At 69.1% G+C, this 17302-nt stretch carries 15 protein-coding genes; all 15 read left to right on the plus strand.

Features of this window, described 5'->3' with window-relative positions; all coding sequences use genetic code 11:
- Nucleotides 1-217: 217 nt before the first annotated feature.
- The 15 genes from OWM54_RS05490 (at nt 218) to OWM54_RS05560 (ending at nt 17302) form a co-directional block, all read left to right on the plus strand.
- Nucleotides 218-1696, plus strand: coding sequence for a TldD/PmbA family protein (locus OWM54_RS05490; RefSeq protein WP_267696802.1), 1479 nt, complete (start codon nt 218-220; stop codon nt 1694-1696).
- Nucleotides 1697-1714: 18 nt separating this feature from the next.
- The gene (locus OWM54_RS05495; RefSeq protein WP_267696803.1) at nt 1715-3061 is read left to right on the plus strand and encodes a TldD/PmbA family protein; all 1347 of its coding nucleotides are present in this window, start codon (nt 1715-1717) and stop codon (nt 3059-3061) included.
- Nucleotides 3062-3186: 125 nt separating this feature from the next.
- The gene (locus tag OWM54_RS05500) at nt 3187-4197 is read left to right on the plus strand and encodes a ParB N-terminal domain-containing protein (protein WP_223746647.1); all 1011 of its coding nucleotides are present in this window, start codon (nt 3187-3189) and stop codon (nt 4195-4197) included.
- Between the two features lie 33 nt (nt 4198-4230).
- Complete coding sequence (locus tag OWM54_RS05505; RefSeq protein WP_141323066.1) at nt 4231-5622, plus strand: sigma-54-dependent transcriptional regulator; 1392 nt, start codon at nt 4231-4233, stop codon at nt 5620-5622.
- Between the two features lie 195 nt (nt 5623-5817).
- Nucleotides 5818-6720: a type II secretion system protein GspC gene (gene gspC / locus OWM54_RS05510; protein ID WP_046712766.1), complete on the plus strand. Its 903-nt coding sequence runs from the start codon at nt 5818-5820 to the stop codon at nt 6718-6720.
- 24 nt (nt 6721-6744) lie between these two features.
- Nucleotides 6745-9357: a type II secretion system secretin GspD gene (gspD, locus tag OWM54_RS05515; protein WP_223746646.1), complete on the plus strand. Its 2613-nt coding sequence runs from the start codon at nt 6745-6747 to the stop codon at nt 9355-9357.
- Between the two features lie 5 nt (nt 9358-9362).
- Nucleotides 9363-11177, plus strand: a complete 1815-nt coding sequence (gene gspE / locus OWM54_RS05520) for a type II secretion system ATPase GspE (protein WP_223746645.1) — start codon at nt 9363-9365, stop codon at nt 11175-11177.
- Nucleotides 11178-11217: 40 nt separating this feature from the next.
- Nucleotides 11218-12474, plus strand: coding sequence for a type II secretion system inner membrane protein GspF (gene gspF / locus OWM54_RS05525; protein WP_223746644.1), 1257 nt, complete (start codon nt 11218-11220; stop codon nt 12472-12474).
- Between the two features lie 12 nt (nt 12475-12486).
- On the plus strand, nt 12487-12642 hold the full coding sequence (locus tag OWM54_RS05530) for a hypothetical protein (RefSeq protein ID WP_170300454.1): 156 nt from the start codon (nt 12487-12489) through the stop codon (nt 12640-12642).
- A 58-nt stretch (nt 12643-12700) separates the two neighbouring features.
- Nucleotides 12701-13129 carry a type II secretion system major pseudopilin GspG gene (gene gspG / locus OWM54_RS05535; protein ID WP_267696804.1) on the plus strand — a complete coding sequence of 143 codons (429 nt, stop codon included), beginning with the start codon at nt 12701-12703 and terminating at the stop codon, nt 13127-13129.
- Between the two features lie 37 nt (nt 13130-13166).
- On the plus strand, nt 13167-13613 hold the full coding sequence (locus tag OWM54_RS05540) for a type II secretion system protein GspG (protein ID WP_267696805.1): 447 nt from the start codon (nt 13167-13169) through the stop codon (nt 13611-13613).
- Nucleotides 13610-14338, plus strand: a complete 729-nt coding sequence (locus tag OWM54_RS05545; RefSeq protein ID WP_223783085.1) for a prepilin-type N-terminal cleavage/methylation domain-containing protein — start codon at nt 13610-13612, stop codon at nt 14336-14338. The genes OWM54_RS05540 and OWM54_RS05545 overlap by 4 nt, the downstream gene beginning before the upstream one ends.
- Complete coding sequence (locus OWM54_RS05550) at nt 14335-15249, plus strand: type IV pilus modification PilV family protein (RefSeq protein WP_267696806.1); 915 nt, start codon at nt 14335-14337, stop codon at nt 15247-15249. The genes OWM54_RS05545 and OWM54_RS05550 overlap by 4 nt, the downstream gene beginning before the upstream one ends.
- Nucleotides 15246-15917 (plus strand): type II secretion system protein GspJ, encoded by a 672-nt coding sequence (locus OWM54_RS05555; protein WP_223783086.1) that lies wholly within the window; start codon nt 15246-15248, stop codon nt 15915-15917. The genes OWM54_RS05550 and OWM54_RS05555 overlap by 4 nt, the downstream gene beginning before the upstream one ends.
- Nucleotides 15917-17302: a general secretion pathway protein GspK gene (locus tag OWM54_RS05560; protein WP_223746638.1), complete on the plus strand. Its 1386-nt coding sequence runs from the start codon at nt 15917-15919 to the stop codon at nt 17300-17302. The genes OWM54_RS05555 and OWM54_RS05560 overlap by 1 nt, the downstream gene beginning before the upstream one ends.

A 17302-nucleotide genomic window follows, 5' to 3' on the forward strand; every position in this document is an offset into this window, starting at 1 on the left:
CCGGCACCAGGGCGAGGGGGGGATGGAGGACGAGCAGGCATGGGGTCGGGTCCAGGTCTCCGAAACGTCCGGCATCTTAAAGCGGCGCCACCACGGTGGGAATGCGACAAGCCCGCCCTTGGGGAAAGAAGCGGGGCCATTGTCCGTTGCTCAGGACGTTTCCCCCTCCTATGTAGGTTCCCACACCCCCAACGATTCACCGAGGGAGTCCCGCAAAATGCCCCGAGTGTCCGCGCCGGCCCGGCGTGCCTCCACCTCCCAGCTCGCCCCCCTGGCGGCCCGCCTCGTCGCGCCCGCCCCCCTGCTGCCCCAGGCGCTGCTCGAGCGGCTGCTGGCCGTGGCCATGGAGCGCGGCGGAGACTTCGCCGAGGTCTACGTGGAGCGCACCCACAGCACCAGCGTCGTGCTGGAGGAGTCGCGCATCAAGAGCGCCCAGACGGGCCTCATCCAGGGCGTGGGCGTGCGGGTCATCTCCGGGGGCAAGGTGGGCTACGCCTTCTCCGACGACTGGGACGAGCCCGCGCTGCTGCGGGCCGCCTCCACCGCGGCGATGATCGCCCAGGGAACCGGCTCCGAGCGGGCCTTCCCCGTCTCACGCATCGCCGTGCCCAGCCACTACCGCGTCCCCACCCCGCTGGCCGACGTGGAGGTGTCCCTCAAGGCCTCCCTGCTGACCCGCGCGGACAAGGCCGCCCGCGCGTTCGACTCGCGGGTGACCCAGGTCAACGGCGCCTACGTGGACCAGACGCGCCGCATCGCCGTGGCCAACACCGAGGGCCGCTACACCGAGGACACCCAGGATTTGTGCCGCATGTCCATCCAGGTGGTGGCGCAGGGCAAGAAGAACGAGCGGCGCACGGGCTCGTACGGCGGCGGAGGCCGGGTGCCCTTCACCCACTGGGCGACGTTCCCTCCCGAGGACGTGGGCCGCGAGGCCGCGAGGCAGGCGGTGGCCACGCTGGGCGCGGTGGACTGCGCGGCGGGCCCGCAGACGGTGGTGCTGGCGCCGGGCTGGAGCGGAATCCTGCTGCACGAGGCGGTGGGCCATGGCCTGGAGGCGGACTTCATCCGCAAGGGCACGTCGCTGTTCGCCGGCAAGCTGGGACAGAAGGTCGCCTCGGAGTTGGTGACGGTCATCGACGACGGCACGGTGTCCAGCGGGCGCGGCTCCATCAACATCGACGACGAGGGCACGCCCGGTGAGCGCAAGGTCCTCATCGAGAACGGCGTGCTCAAGGGCTACCTCTACGACAGCCTCAACGCGAAGCTGATGGGCCAGCGCTCCACCGGCAGCGGGCGGCGCGAGTCCTTCAAGCACCTGCCCATTCCGCGCATGACGAACACCTTCCTCGCGCCGGGCAACCACCACCCCGAGGACATCCTCAAGGAGGTGAAGCGCGGGCTGTACTGCGCCACGTTCGGCGGCGGTCAGGTGGACATCAGCAACGGCAACTTCGTGTTCGAGGTGAGCGAGGCGTATCAAATCGAGGACGGCAAGCTGGGCCGTCCGGTGAAGAACGCCATCCTCATCGGCGTGGGGCCGGAGGCGCTCAAGAACGTGTCCCGCGTGGGGTGCGACCCGCAGCCGGACCCGGGCATGGGCGTGTGCGGAAAGAACGGCCAGTCGATGCCCGTGGGCGTGGGCCTGCCCACCGTGCGCATCGACAACGTCACCGTCGGCGGAACCCAGGTCTGAAGAGAGAGCACCGACACCATGGACTACCAGAAGCTCGCGAAGCGAATCGTCCAGCGCGCCACCAAGAAGGGCGCCCGCCAGGCCGAGGCCTTCATCGAGGTCAGCCGCCAGAGCACCGTGCGCGTGCGCGAAGGGCAGATCGAGGACCTCACCCAGTCCACCGCCAAGGGCGTGGGCCTGCGCGTGGTGACGAAGGACCGGCTCGGGTTCGCCTTCACGTCGGACTTCGAGCCCTCGGGCATCGACCTGCTCGTGGACCAGGCCCTGAAGCTGGCCGAGGCCGCCGCGCCCAACAAGCTCAACGGCCTGCCCGGCGCTCGGGACCTGGGCCGCTTCGGCGACACCGGCGCGCTGTACGACGAGGCCGTGGCCAACCTGCCCGGCGATTGGAAGGTGAAGGCCGCGCTGGAGATGGAGAAGGCGGGCCGCGCGGAGGACTCGCGCGTCAGCACCTTCAACGCGGTGGGCGCCGGGGACTTCGTGTCGGAGGTCTACGTCGCGTCGTCGGAAGGCATGGCCGGAGGCTACTCGGGCACGTACGTGTTCATGTACGCCATGCCCGTGGCCGCCGCGGACGGACAGCTCCAGAAGGGCTACTGGCTCGACTACAAGCGCTTCCTGGGTGACCTGGAGTCGCCCGAGTCCATCGGCCGCGAGGCGACGCGTCGCGCGGTGCGGATGCTGGGCGCCAGGCGCGTGAAGACGCAGCAGGTGCCGGTGCTGTTCGACCCGCTCGTCACCGCGTCCTTCATGTCCGGCGTGGCCAAGGCCGCCAGCGGCAACGCCGTGCACCAGCAGGCCAGCATGCTGGCGTCGCTCAAGGGCAAGCGCCTGGCCTCCGAGCACGTCACGCTGGTGGACAACGGCCTGCTGCCCCGAGGCCTCGCCACCGCGCCCTTCGACGGTGAAGGCGTGCCCACGCGGCGCACACCCATCATCGACCGGGGCGTCATGTCGAGCTTCCTCTACGACGCGTTCACCGCGCGCAAGGCGAAGGCGCGGCCCACGGGCAACGCCAAGCGCGGCTACAACGCGCTGCCGAGCATCGGCACCACCAACCTCTACCTGGAGCCGGGCACGGCCTCGCCCGAGGAGCTCATCCAGGGCGTGGACCGGGGCCTCTACGTCACGTCCCTGCTCGGCCACGGCGCCAACCCCGTCACGGGCGAGCTGTCCGCGGGAGCCAACGGCCTGTGGATTGAGAACGGCGAGCTGACGCACGCGGTGCAGGAGGTCACCGTGGCGGGCAACGTGCTGAAGATGCTCCAGGACCTGGACGGCGTGGGGAACGACCTCCAGTTCCGCGGAGGCACGGTGGGCGCGCCCACTGTCCGCTTCCGACAGCTCACCCTGTCGGGAGGGTAGCCCTACCTGCCGCGTCCCCCTAGCGTGGGCGACGCCCGAGCGCTCCTCCTCCCCCACTCGCTGGGGGAGGACGTGTCAGGGTCTCCTGCTACATCACTCGTCCGCAGCGCGAGGAGGACGCACCCATGGCAGCGAAGTCCGCACGCAAGAGCGCCGCAGCGAAGAAGCCCGCCGCCGCCCCCAGGAAGCCCCGCCGCAAGAAGGCGGAACCGAAGTCGCGCGGCCTGTCTCCCCAGGACGTGGCCAGCGACTCGGTGGAGTACCCCACGGAGATTCTCGAGGCGGTGCGCACCGACGGCGGCGAGGTGCTCGGCGTCTATCGCGACCCCTTGGGCGGACATCCGGTGGTGCTCGCGGTGCTGCCCATCGACAAGGTGGAGCCCACCCCCTACCAGCGTGATTTGTCCGAGCCCCACGTGAAGCGGCTCGCCAGCGCCATGGAGCGGCTGGACCGCTTCCTGGACCCCGTCATCGCCGTGCGCAAGGAGGGCCGCTACTGGACGCCCAACGGCAACCACCGCCTGCACGCGAGCAAGCTGCTGGGCGCCAAGGCCATCGTCGCGCTGCTGCTGCCCGACGAGGACGTGGCCTATCAAATCCTCGCGCTCAACACGGAGAAGGCCCACAACCTCAAGGAGCGCTCGCTCGAGGTGGTGCGCATGTACCGGGGGCTCGTGGGCGCGGGCCGCGCGGGCAAGGAGTCCGCCTTCGCGCACCTGTTCGAGGAGCCCGCCTTCATCACGCTCGGCGCCGCGTACGAGAAGCGCCCCCGCTACTCCGCGGGCGCCTACCACCCCTTCGTCAAGGCGGTGGAGGACTTCATGGACGTGCCGCTGGAGGACGCGCTGAAGGTGCGCGACGCCCGCGCGGACCGCCTGCTGGAGCTCGATGACGCCGTCGTCGCCGTCGTCGACTCCCTCAAGGCCAAGGGACTGCAGAGCCCCTACCTCAAGAACTTCGTGGTCGCGCGCATCAACTTCCTGCGCTTCAAGAAGAACGGCGGCAAGCCCGACTTCGACGACACCGTGGACCGGATGCTCGCCAGCGCGCGCAAGTTCAACGTCGACTCCGTCAAGCGCGAGGACATCGGCCGCATGGGCGGAGGCCCCGTGGAGGCGGACGAGGAGCACGCCTGACGGGAACGGGTATTGCATAGTGCGGCCCCCACCATGACCACCTCCACCGTCCTCGTCGTCGACGACGACCGCGCCAACCTCGACTCCGTGACGCGCATCTTCCAGCGGGAGAACATGGCCACGCTCTCCGCGGCCAACGGCACGGAGGCCCTGGAGCTTTTGCGCCGCCCCGAAGTCACGGTGATGGTGACGGACCTGATGATGCCCGGCATGGACGGGCAGGAGCTCTTGCGCGCCGCGCGCACCATCCGCCCCGACGTGGAGGTGGTGCTGATGACCGCCTACGGCACGGTGGAGACGGCCGTGGCGGCGATGAAGGACGGCGCCTACGACTTCATCACCAAGCCGCTCAAGCGCCACTCGCTGGTGAAGGCGGTGCAGAAGGCGCTGGAGAAGCGCGCGCTCGTCTCGGAGAACCAGACGCTCAAGGCGAAGCTGGCGGAGATGAGCGCCCAGGGCGGGCGCAGCATGGTGGGCCAGTCCCCCGCCTTCCGCGCCATGCTGGACACCATCCGCCAGGCCGCGCCCTCCACCGCCACGGTGCTGCTGCTGGGTGAGTCGGGCACGGGCAAGGAGCTGGCGGCGCGCTCGGTGCACGAGTACTCCAGCCGCGCCAAGGGCGCGTTCGTCGCCGTCAACTGCGGCGCGCTGCCGGAGAACATCCTGGAGGCGGAGCTGTTCGGCGTGGAGCGCGGCGCCTTCACCGGCGCGGTGGCCCGGCGCGAGGGCCGCTTCGAGCGCGCCCACGGCGGCACCCTCTTCCTGGACGAAGTCGGCGAGATGCCGCTGCCCGCGCAGGTGAAGCTCCTGCGCGCGCTGGCCGAGGGCGAAATCGAGCGGCTGGGCGGCACCCAGACGGTGAAGGTGGACGTGCGGCTGGTGGCCGCCACCAACAAGGATTTGCAGAAGGAGGTGGCCGAGGGCCGCTTCCGCGAGGACCTCTACTACCGGCTCAACGTGGTGGAGATCCGCGTGCCCGCGCTCGCCTCGCGCCGCGAGGACATCCCGCTCTTGGCGGACGCGTTCCTGCGCCGCTTCGCCGCGAAGAACGGCAAGGCGCTGCGCGGCTTCTCGCCGGAGGCGCTGCAGACGCTGGAGAACTACGCCTGGCCCGGCAACGTGCGGGAGCTGGAGCACGCCGTCGAGCGCGCGGTGGTGCTGGCGCGGGGCGAGGTGCTGGAGGCCAGCGACCTGCCCGAGTCGGTGCGCAAGGGCCCGCTCGGCGCCGCCACCCAGCTGGTCATCCCCATCGGCACGCCCATGGAGGAGGTGGAGCGCCGGGTGATCCACGAGACGCTGCGCCACACCAAGGGCGACAAGACGCTGGCCGCCCGGCTGCTGGGCATCGCCGCCCGCACCATCTACCGCAAGCTGGAGCGCGAGCAGTCCTCCGGCGGCGAGCCCTCCGCCGGAAGCGACGACTGACAGGCCGTCACAAAGGCCCCCACCCTGCTTTGACAATTTGTCCCAAGCCCTGGAGCAGCCCGCTCCCCTGCCTGGGGTGCCCGCCCTTTTCGGAATAATTACGCGTGCTTGGCCGTCCCCTTGGGATGGCCCGTCTGACCCGAGGGTGGCACCTGCCTTGCTCTTCCCGGGTCCGGCTTTCTTCTCGGAAGCGTGATGGAACTCTTCTTTCGCAAATACTTCTGGACGGTGAACCTGCTGTTCATCCTCCTCGTCGCGCTGCTGGCGGCGAAGACGGTGAACCTGTTCGTCGAATCCTCCATCTCCCCCGTGCCGTCCTCGGGGGCCACCGCGCGTGCGCCGACGAACCGGCCCGCGCAGGCGGCGCTCGCGCTGCCGGACATGGAGGGCCTGTCGCGGGTGACGGGCATCAAGATTCCCGAGCCGGAAGTCGCGGTGAGGGAGCCCACGACGCCGGAGGTGGACCCCAACGCCGCCCCGGTGAAGAGCGGCCTCAGGGTGAAGCTGCTCGGCACGCTCGTCGCGAGCAACCCGGACTGGTCCTTCGCGTCGGTCCAGGACATGGTGACGCAGCGCTCGCAGACGTACATGGTGGGCAACGCCCTGCAGGGCGCCACCGTGCTCGAAATCGAGCGTGAGCGCGTCATCATCCTCAACGGGGGCCGCAAGGAGTTCATCGACGGCAACCCGGGTGACGGCGCCCAGGCCTTCACCCCGCCGACGCCTCCGGTGGCGCAGACCAACACCGCGTCCCCCAGCGGCATCCGCGCCGTCAGCGACAACGAGTACGAAGTGCCGCGCGCGGAGATCGACAAGACGCTCAACAACCTCAACGACGTGGCCATGCAGGCGCGCATCGTTCCGGCCTTCAAGGACGGTCAGGCGGTGGGGTTCAAGCTCTTCTCCATCCGCCCGGATTCCATCTACTCGAAGATCGGCGTCCAGAACGGCGACGTCATCCGCCGCATCAACGGGTTCGACCTCAACAGCCCCGAGAAGGCGCTCGAGGTCTACTCGAAGATGAAGGACTCCTCCCGCATCGAAATCGAGATCGAGCGCAACGGCGCGCCGATCCGCAAGTCCTACAACGTCCGTTAAACCCCACGTCGCGCCCGCTCCTCCATGAAGACGCTCCCGTCCTGGATGCTCTGCCTGTGCCTCGCGCTCGCCGTCCCCGCGCAGGCCCAGCGCCGCCCCACCCCGCCCGGCACCTCCGCGCCTTCCGCGCCCGGTGAGCGGACCATCACGCCCCAGTCCCCCGGCGCCGCCGAGGAGGCCAATCAAGGGCCCCGCCGTACGCCCACGTGCGAGGAGGCCCGGCGCAACGCGCGCTACGGCATCTACTTCGACAAGGTGGAGATCGAGAAGCTGGTGCAGACGGTGGCGGACGCCACCTGCCGCACGTTCATCCTCCCGGAGAACGTGCGCGGGAAGATCTCCATCATCGGCCCGGAGAACGGCCGCGTGGAGGTGGACGCGGACGCGTTCTACTCCGCGTTCCTCGCCTCGCTCGACGCCAACGGCCTGGCCGTCTACCAGTACGGCCGCTTCATGAAGATCGTCGACAAGCGCTCGGCGAAGCAGAACCCCATCCCCACCATCGTCGAGGACGGCCAGCCGTACACCACCAACGAGCAGATGGTGACCAAGCTGTTCCGCATCCGCAACGTGGAGGTGGAGCCGCTGCGCGGCGTGCTGCAGCAGCTGGTGTCCAAGGACGGCGACACCATCCCGTACCCGCCCGACACCATCATCGTCAACGACGTGGGCTCCAACATCCACCGCCTGGAGCGGCTCATCAACCAGCTGGACTCGCGCGCCGCCAGCGACGAGCTGCGCGTCATCCAGGTGCAGTACGCGAGCGCCCAGGACGTGGCCGGCACGGTGCAGAAGCTGTTCGAGAGCAAGGGCGCGCGCCCCGGCGCCACCCGCCCCGGCAACTTCACCCAGGGCGTGCCGCCCGCGGGTCAGCCCGGCGGTGAGATTGTCGCCCAGCCCTCCCAGGGCGGCGAGTCCGCCGGTGGCCCGGTGACGCTGTCGCAGATCATCCCGGACGAGCGCACCAACAAGCTCATCATCGTGGCGAGCCCCGCCGCGTTCGAGCGCATCCAGGAGATCGTCACCCAGCTCGACATCCCGTCCGGCACGGGCGGCCGCATCAACGTCTACTATCTGGAGAACGCCAACGCGGAGGAGCTGGCGAGCACGCTGCAGTCGCTGGCGCAGGGCACGGCCAACCGTCCCCGCACGCCGGGCGCCCCCAACCTCCCCCCGGGCATGCCGCGCGGCAACGCGCCCACGCAGGCCGCGGAGCTGTTCAGCGGCGAGGTGAAGATCTCCGCCGACAAGGGCACCAACTCGCTCGTCATCGTCGCCAGCCAGTCGGACTACAAGAACATCGTCCAGGTCATCCAGCAGCTCGACACGCCCCGTCGCCAGGTGTTCGTCGAGGCCGTCATCATGGAGGTGAACCTGGACCGCAATGCCGAGTACGGCGTCAACCTGCACAGCGGCTTCTCGCTGCAGACGGATGACGGCGCGGTGCCCGGCCTCATCGGCACCAACAACACCGGCTCGGGCCTGCCCCCGTCGCTGAGCCTGGCGAACCTGGCGTCCTTCGGCGGCTTCCTCGCGGGCCTGCAGGGCCCCGTCATCCCCGCGCTGGAGAAGCTGGGCCTGGACATCCCCGCCTTCGGCGTGGTGCTGCACGCGATGCAGCAGAGCTCCGACGTGAACGTGCTGTCCACGCCGCACATCCTCACCAGCGACAACGAGGAGGCGGAGATCACCGTGGGCCAGAACGTGCCCTTCCAGTCCGGCTTCTCGCCCTCGTCGCTGGGCACGGGCGTGGGCACCGGCACCGCCGGCGGCGCGGGCGGCCTGAACACGTCGCTGCTCGGCGCGCTGGGCGGCCTGGGCTCGCTGTACGCGCCCATCCAGCGTCAGAACGTGGAGCTGAAGCTGACGGTGAAGCCGCAGATCAACGAGAGCGACTACATCCGCATGGTCATCACCGAGCAGACGGAGGAGATCGCCTCCAACGACGCGGTGCTCGGCCCGACCACCAGCAAGCGCAGCGCGAAGACGACCGTCATCGCCAAGGACCAGGAGACGGTGGTGCTGGGCGGCATCATGCAGGACCGCACCATCGAGTCCGTCACCAAGGTCCCGGTGCTGGGCGACATCCCCATCATCGGCAACTTCTTCCGCGAGACGACGCGCAAGAAGACGAAGACGAACCTGCTCCTGTTCCTGACGCCCTACATCATCCGGGGCCCCGAGGACTTCCGCGTCATCTTCGAGCGCAAGATGAAGGAGCGTCAGCAGTTCGTGGAGCAGTTCTACGGCCAGGTGCCCGGCTACGACGTGGCGGTGGACTTCAGCCGCAAGCCCGGCCCGCTGTCCAAGATGAACCAGGCCGTCCTGCGCGAGCGCCAGCGCGCGGAGAATGGCGGCCCGGGCGTGTCGGGTGAGCGCGTCATCTCGCCGAACTCGTCGGCGCCGTCCCGCTCCAACACCCCGCCGGCCGGCCGCTCGAACAGCGTGCCGCCCGCGCGGGGCCCGGCCCCCGTGTCGCCCGAGCCCGAGGTGCGGGAAGCGCCGCTGCCTCCCGCCGGTTCCGAAGAGTCAGCCCCCGCGACTCCGGCGCCGCAGACGCCCGAAGCGCCGGCTCCGGAGTCCACCGGAGACGCGTCGCCCGAGCGCCTGCGCATCCAGCCCGAGACCGGGGAATAGAGCCCATGAACGTGACCGCAGACCCCACTCTCGCCACCGCCGCGTCCGGCGCGGCCCCTGCCCGGAACGACTCCACCCAGGTCGTCTCCCACGGCCAGGCCTTCCTGTGCGGCAGGCCGCTGGGGGAGATCCTCCGCGCGCTCGTCCCCTCGCTCACCGAGGAGAAGCTGCGCGAGGCGCTCGCCCTCCAGGAGGAGAAGGGCGGACGCATCGGTGAGGTCCTGGTGGGGCTCAAGGCGGTCAGCGCCGAGGACGTCGCCAAGGCGCTGGGACACCAGCTGGACCTGCCCTACCTGGCGCGCATCTTCACCGAAGAGGTGGACGCGGAGCTGGTCAAGCGCATCCCCATCAACTTCGCCAAGCAGGCGCACATCCTCCCGCTGTCGCTGGAGAACGACAGCGTGGTCCTGGCGGTGGCGGACCCGCTGGACACGTCCGCGCTGGACCACGCGCGGCTGCTGCTGGGCCAGAGCATCAGCCCCCGGCTGGCGCTCGACACCACCATCACCGACGCCATCAACAGCGTCTATGACCGCTCCATCAACGAGGCCGAGCAGCTGGTCGACGAGATGGAGACGCAGGACCTGGACGCCATCGCCCACGAGCTGGACGAGCCGCAGGACCTGCTGGACACGGACGACGAGGCCCCGGTCATCCGGCTGGTGAACTCGGTGCTCTTCCGCGCCGCCAAGGAGCGCGCGAGCGATATCCACATCGAGCCCATGGAGCGCGAGCTGCTCGTGCGCTTCCGCGTGGACGGCGTGCTGCAGGAGGTCATCAAGCCGCCCAAGCGCTACCAGAACGCCATCGTCAGCCGCGTGAAGGTGATGGGGCAGCTCAACATCGCCGAGAAGCGCCTGCCGCAGGACGGCCGCATCCGCATCAAGCTGGCCGGCCGCGACATCGACATCCGTCTGTCCACCATCCCCACCACCAACGGGGAGCGCATCGTCATGCGTCTGCTGGACAAGACGGCGACGCTGCTGGACCTGGCGGAGATCGGCATGAGCCAGGTGACGCTCCACGCCATGGAAGCCGTCATCAAGCGCTCGCACGGCATCATCCTCGTCACCGGCCCCACGGGCTCCGGCAAGACGACGACGCTCTACGGCGCGCTGTCGAAGATCAACACCCCGGACCTCAACATCCTCACCGTCGAGGACCCGGTGGAGTACCAGCTCAAGGGGATTGGCCAGATGGCCATCAACCCCAAGATCGGCCTCACCTTCGCCCAAGGCCTGCGCTCCTTCCTGCGCCAGGACCCGGACGTCATCATGGTCGGTGAGATCCGCGACAAGGAGACGGCGGAGATCGCCATCCAGGCCTCGCTCACGGGCCATCTGGTGCTCTCCACGGTCCACACCAATGACGCGGCCGGCGCCGTCACCCGTCTGGTGGACATGGGCGTGGAGCCGTTCCTCGTGGCGTCGTCGCTCACGGGCATCCTCGCCCAGCGCCTGGTGCGCCGCGTGTGCCCGGACTGCCGCGCGCCCTACCAGCCCACGGACGCGGAGCTGAAGGAGATCGGCCACTCGCGCGCCTCCTTCAAGGAGCGCTACGGCACCGAGCGCATCTACAAGGCCGTCGGCTGCCCCACCTGCAACCGCAACGGCTACCGAGGCCGTACGGGCATCTACGAGTTCCTGCCCGTGGACGACGACGTGCGCCAGCTCGTACTGAAGAACGTGGACGCCTCCACCATCAAGAAGTCCGCCACCTCCAAGGGGATGATCACCCTGCTCGAGGACGGCGCGCGCAAGATTGCGCTGGGGGAGACGACCATCGCCGAGGTGCTGAGCATCACCCAGGAGGACATGTAACCGACAGCTCCTCCCTGGGAGGGGCCGGGGTCATCGAGCCATGCCGGTCTTCGAGTACAGAGGTCTCAACTCCGCGGGCAAGCAGATCAAGGGCCTGCTGGAAGCCGACTCGCCCAAGACGCTGCGCTCCAAGCTGCGCGCCGACGGCATCTTCCTCACGGACGTGCTCGCCCAGGCGGAGGGCAGCCGGGGCGCGGTGTCCAAGGGCGCCAACGCCGCGCAGGTGGCGCGCGACATCGACCTGCGCAAGCTGGGCCGGGGCCGCGTCAACACCGACGACGTGGCCATCTTCACCCGGCAGCTGTCCACGCTGCTGGGCGCCGGCGTCACGCTGGTGGAGTCGCTCACCGCCCTGGTGGACCAGGTGGAGAAGGAGCGCTTCAAGCGCGCCCTCTCCGACATCAAGCAGCGCGTCAACGAGGGCTCGTCCCTGGCGGACGCGCTGGGACAGCACCCCAAGATCTTCCCCAGCATCTACGTGAACATGGTGCGCGCGGGCGAGGCGTCCGGCGCCCTGGACGCGGTGCTCACGCGCCTGGCCGACTTCACGGAGAACCAGGCCCGGCTGCAGCAGAAGATCCTCAGCACCATGCTCTACCCCGCCATCATGATGGTGGTGGGCGGCGGCATCCTGGTGGCGCTGATGGTGTTCGTCGTCCCGAAGGTGACGAAGATCTTCGAGACGATGAAGGCCACGCTGCCATTGAGCACGCGGATGCTCATCGCCACGAGCAACTTCTTCCAGGACTGGTGGTTCATCGCCGTCCCGGTGATGGTGCTGTGCGGCTGGCTGTTCATGCGCTGGACGGTGAGCCCCAAGGGCAAGCCCAAGTGGGACCGCTTCACGCTCAAGGCGCCCGTGGTGGGCAACCTGGTGCGGCTGCTCTCCATCTCCCGCTTCGCCCGCACGCTGTCCACGCTGCTCAAGAGCGGCGTCCCGCTCCTGGCGGCCATGGACATCGTCAAGGCGGTGATGACGAACACCGTGCTGGCGGAGGTCGTCGAGAAGGCCCGCGACTCCATCCGCGAGGGCGAGAGCATCGCCAACCCGCTCAAGCGCTCCGGGGAGTTCCCGCCGCTCGTCTACCACATGGTCGCCATCGGCGAGCGCTCCGGTCAGCTCGAGGAGATGCTCACCAACGTGGCGGACAACTACGAGACGCAGGTGAACGTGCGCATCGGCGCCCTCACCTCGCTGCTCGAGCCCCTGCTCATCGTGGTGATGGGCGCGGTGATTGCATTCGTCGCGCTCTCCATCCTGATGCCGATCCTCCAGGTGAACTCGGCCATCCGGTGAGGTGCGACGCCCATGACGAATGAGACGTTAGACCGTTGGATTCAGCGTGTGACGCTGGCGGCGATGATCGCCGTCGCCGCGGCGCTGGTGACGGTGGGGGCCCGGCTGTACGGCCCCCGGGCCGCCGTGCCCCCTCCCGGAGTGGTGGACGTCCCCCGGGTCCCCTGACAGGAAGTCCAGAACACGAAGCGGTGGCTTGCCAGAAAGTCACCCCGAGGTGAGAGACATGAACAAGACGAACCAGAACACCCAGCAGCAGCGCCGCCGTCGCAACCGCCGGGGCATGACGCTCATCGAAATCATGGTGGTCATCACCATCCTCGGCCTCATCGCCGCCGCCGTCGGCGTGGCGGTGATTCCCCAGCTCGAGGCGGCCCGTCGGGACCGGGCCTCCCTGGACATCAAGAACATCCAGGGTGCGCTGAAGCTCTACTACACGAAGAAGGGCAAGTACCCGGACACGTCGGCGGGCCTCAACGCGCTGGTGGAGACGCAGTCGCTGGAGTCGATGCCGAAGGACCCGTGGAACAACGACTACGTGTACCTCAATGAGGGCGGCAAGCCCGTCATCATCTCCTACGGCGCGGACGGCACGGCCGGCGGTGAGGGCAACGACGCGGACATCTCGTCCGCGGACGGGGCCGCCACCAAGTGAAGAACCGGCGCGCCCCGTGTGTTGACAGGACTTGGGTATGAACGAGCAGAGCGCAGTGACATCCCCGACGTCCTCACCCGCGGGGGGCGCCCGTCCGAACCGGTCGGGCCAGCTCATCCTGGGCGGCATCTTCCTGGTGGCCACGGTGCTGGCGTTCGCCCTCGTCTACGCGACGGAGGACCGGACGCTGGCGCCCGAGCAGCGGCGCGCCCGGACGGAGATCCGCAAGCTGGAGGGCATGTTCAAGGCGCACCACCGGCTGATGGGCCACTTCCCCTCCAAGGAGGAGGGCTTCACCCCGCTCATCGAGGCGAAGCTCATCGAGGGCGTGCCCAGTGATCCATGGGGCCACCCGTACGTCTACTGGATGGACGGCAAGAGCGGCGCCGTCATCTCGCTTGGCGCGGACGGCAAGCAGGGCGGCGCGGGGCTGGACGCGGACCTGAGCAGCGGAGGCGTGCTGGCGGACTGGGGGCAGCCATGACGCGGAGCACGGCGACGCGGCGGCGCCAGGAGCGCGGCCTGACGCTCATCGAGATCTCCATCGCCATCATCATCGTCGCGATGCTGTTCTCCGCGGCGGTGATGGGCATCGGCTCGCTCACCGGCGCCAAGGCCAAGGGCGCGGCCGGCGAGCTGGCCGGCACCATCCGCTCGCTCTACGACTCGGCGGCGCTGCGCGGCAAGACGTGCCGGCTGGTGTTCGAGATTCCGGAGGCCAAGGAGGAGAAGGCCACGCGCTACCACGCCGAGTGCGCGGAGAGCGGCGTGACGACGGCGAGGGACCGCGACACCGCCCTGCGCGACGAGAACTCCGAGAGGGATCGGGCCCGGCGCTCCAACCGGAGCGGCTCCGGCAACGGGCAGGAGCGGCGCAGCTACGTGGCCTCGGCCGGGGAGACGGTCAGCGCGCAGGACCTGATGGAGGCGGAGAAGCAGCGCGTGGAGAGCCAGTCGCGCTTCTCGTCCTTCACGTCGGAGGAGATTCCGCCGCGCGAGCTGCCCTCGGACGTGCGCGTGTCGGTGTGGACGCGCCAGCAGCGAGAGGCCGTGGACAGCGGCGTCGCGTATCTCTACTTCTTCCCGCAGGGCTACACGGAGAAGGCCTACGTCTACCTGAGCCAGGGCGACAACATCTGGACGCTGGACGTGTCCCCGCTCACCGGCAAGGTGAACATCGTGGGCGAGGCGCTGGAGGTGCCGCGATGAGACAGGCCCGGGGCTTCACGCTGCTGGAGGTCGTGGTGGCGCTGGCCATCCTCGGCCTCGCGCTGATGGCCATCTTCGACCTCAACGCGGGCGCGGTGGCCAACCACGTCTACACCAAGCGCCTGACGGTGGCCTCGCTGCTGGCGCGCTCGAAGATGACGGACGTGGAGCAGCAACTCTACGACGACGGCTTCACGCCCGACGACGACGAGGAGTCCGGCGACTTCTCCGACGAGGGCTGGCCCCAGTTCAAGTGGAAGGCGCGCATCATCGCGCCCAAGCTGGACGGCGTGTCACCCGACCAGCTCATCGGCGCGCTCTTCAACCTGCCCATCGGCGGGGACTCGAGCGACCCGATGAGCGGCATCGCCAGCCTCTTCGGCGGCGGTGGCGGCGGCGACAAGGATGGCAAGGGCGGCTCCAGCGGACCGCAGCCCGCGGGTGGCGGCCTGGGCGGCGCGGCCATGGGCATGGCGCAGCCCATGTTCACTCAGATGGTGCAGCAGCTCACCCAGACGGTGCGCGAGGTGCACCTCACGGTGTACTGGCAGGAGGGCACGCAGCTGGAGAGCATCGACCTGGTGACGCACGTGGTGTCGCTCGGTCCGGGCTCGGACAGGAACGGCGGCTTCACGCCCAACGCCGGTGGCCAGACGCCGGGCGCGGACAACCAGTGGGTGGACCCGGACAGCCCCGGGATGATCGTCCAGAACCCCATCCCCGGCCCCAACGGCGTCATGCTGCATCCGCAGACGCGCAAGCCGCTGATGCGCCGCTCGGAGTGGCTCAACCGGGCCAACGGCGGCCAGCAGGGCGGCCGTGGCGCGGGCGGCATCCTCCCGCCCGGCATGGGCGGCGGGCGTCCGCAGATTCCGAACCTGGGCGGCGGCCTGAGGAGGAACGACCGATGACCCGGCGCGTGCGTGGCTTCACGCTGATGGAGGTCATGGTGGCGGTGGCCATCACCGCCCTGATGGGCACGGTGGTGGCCATGGCCTTCCAGACGGGCCTGACGGCGAAGGAGACGGTGGAGGCGGACGCGGACCGCTACCGGCAGCTGCGGGTGGCGATGAACCGCATGTCGCGGGAGATCGGCTCCGCGTACGTCAGTGACCGGTTCGACCTGAAGCGCTTCCGGGACCAGCAGGACCGGCCCAGCAACTTCGTCGGGGAGAGCGACCGGCTCCTGTTCACCACGTTCGCGCACCAGCGGCTGTACACGGACGTGAAGGAGTCCGACCAGGCGGTGGTGGAGTACTTCGTGGACGCGTCCGAGGACAAGACGGCGCGCGGGCGACAGGACCTCAAGCGCCGGGTCAACCCGAACGTGGACGACCGCATGGACCGGGGCGGCACGACGGACGTGCTGCTGGAGGGCGTGAAGAAGCTGGAGTTCGAGTACTGGAACTCCGAGAAGAAGGAGTGGGATGACGAGTGGGACACCCGGCGCCCGGAGCAGAAGAGCATCCTGCCCACGCGCGTGCGGGTGACGGTGACGGCGGTGGACGAGACGGGCAAGGAAGCGCGCTACAGCACCCAGACGCGCATCATGTTGAACACGGAGCTGCCGAGGTACTGATGCCCCTGCCCTTCCCCAAGCAGACGTCCCGGCGACGTCCCAGGCCCGCCCCGCGCTCGGCGGCCGCGAACGAGCGGCGCTCGCGCGGCGTGGCGCTCATCATCGCGGTGGTGTCCATCGCGCTGCTCACCATCATCGCCACCGAGTTCGCCTACAACAGCCGCGTGGACCTGCAGCTCGCCGCCAACCAGCGCGACGAGGTCCGCGCGTACTACATGGCGCGCTCGGGCGTGGCGCTGTCGCGGCTGCTTTTGCGCTTCCAGAAGCAGGTGGACGCGACGCCCATCCCCAACCCCGCGTCGCTGCTCAGCGGCTTTCTGGGCGGCAACGTGGGCGCGCAGGGCAACACGCCCCAGCCCTCCAGCCTGAACCTCCAACTGTGGCGGATGGCGCGCGTGGACTGCCACATGCTCAAGGGCCTGGTGAAGAGCGAGGGCCTGGAGAACGGCAAGGAGGACGCGCCGCCCCTGGACCCGGTGGACGAGGACGACGGGAACTTCCGCATGGACGGCGAGGAGGACCCGGCGTCGAAGGAGATGTCGGCGCAGATGACGCGCCGCTCGTTCGGCGGCTTCGAGGGCTGCTTCCTGTCCACCATCTCCGACGAGGAGGAGAAGCTCAACGTCCACCGGCTGATGGCGGGCGCCGGCGACGCGCTGCCCACCGCGCTGCGCATGCTGGACATGCTCGAGGACAAGCGCTTCGAGTTCCTGTGGGAGCGCGACGACGCGAACAAGGTCCGCAGCAATCCGCAGGACGTGATGCTGGCCATCAAGGACTACGCGGACGACGACGAGACGGGCTCGGCCATCAACCGCAATGACCCGGTCAACCCCATGCCGTCCGGCTTCTCCGACGAGGGCTCGCCCTACAGCCGGTACGAGCCGAGCTACGAGCCGAAGAACGCGCGGTTCGACAGCGTCGACGAGCTGTACCGGGTGCACGGGGTGAATGACCAGTTCATGTCGGCCTTCCGTGACAGGCTCACGGTGTATCCGGACATCAACTCACGGCCCAACATCAACACGGACGACCCGGTGATGATGGGGCTGGCCATCATGTCGGTGGCGGACCCGGCGCGGCCGGACCCGCGCTTGAGGGACCCGGTGTTCCTCAACGAGCTCATCACCCGCATCCGCTCCGCGCGCATGTTCAGCTTCTTCGGCATGGCGGTGCAGGACTTCGTGGCGGTGGTGGAGAGCGCCGGCATCGTGGTGAATCCGGCCGTGAAGTCCAACGTGGCGGGCAACCGCCTCATCGGCGACAAGAGTCAGACGTTCACCATCAAATCCGTGGGAGAGGCGGGCAGCGTGCAGAAGACGCTGACCGCAGTGGTCCGGCTGGACGACACGCTGGGCAAGCTCCTGTACTGGAGAGAGGAATAG

Origin of the sequence: Myxococcus sp. MISCRS1 (genome assembly GCF_026626605.1) — a bacterium.
In the GTDB taxonomy this organism is placed as follows: domain Bacteria; phylum Myxococcota; class Myxococcia; order Myxococcales; family Myxococcaceae; genus Myxococcus; species Myxococcus fulvus.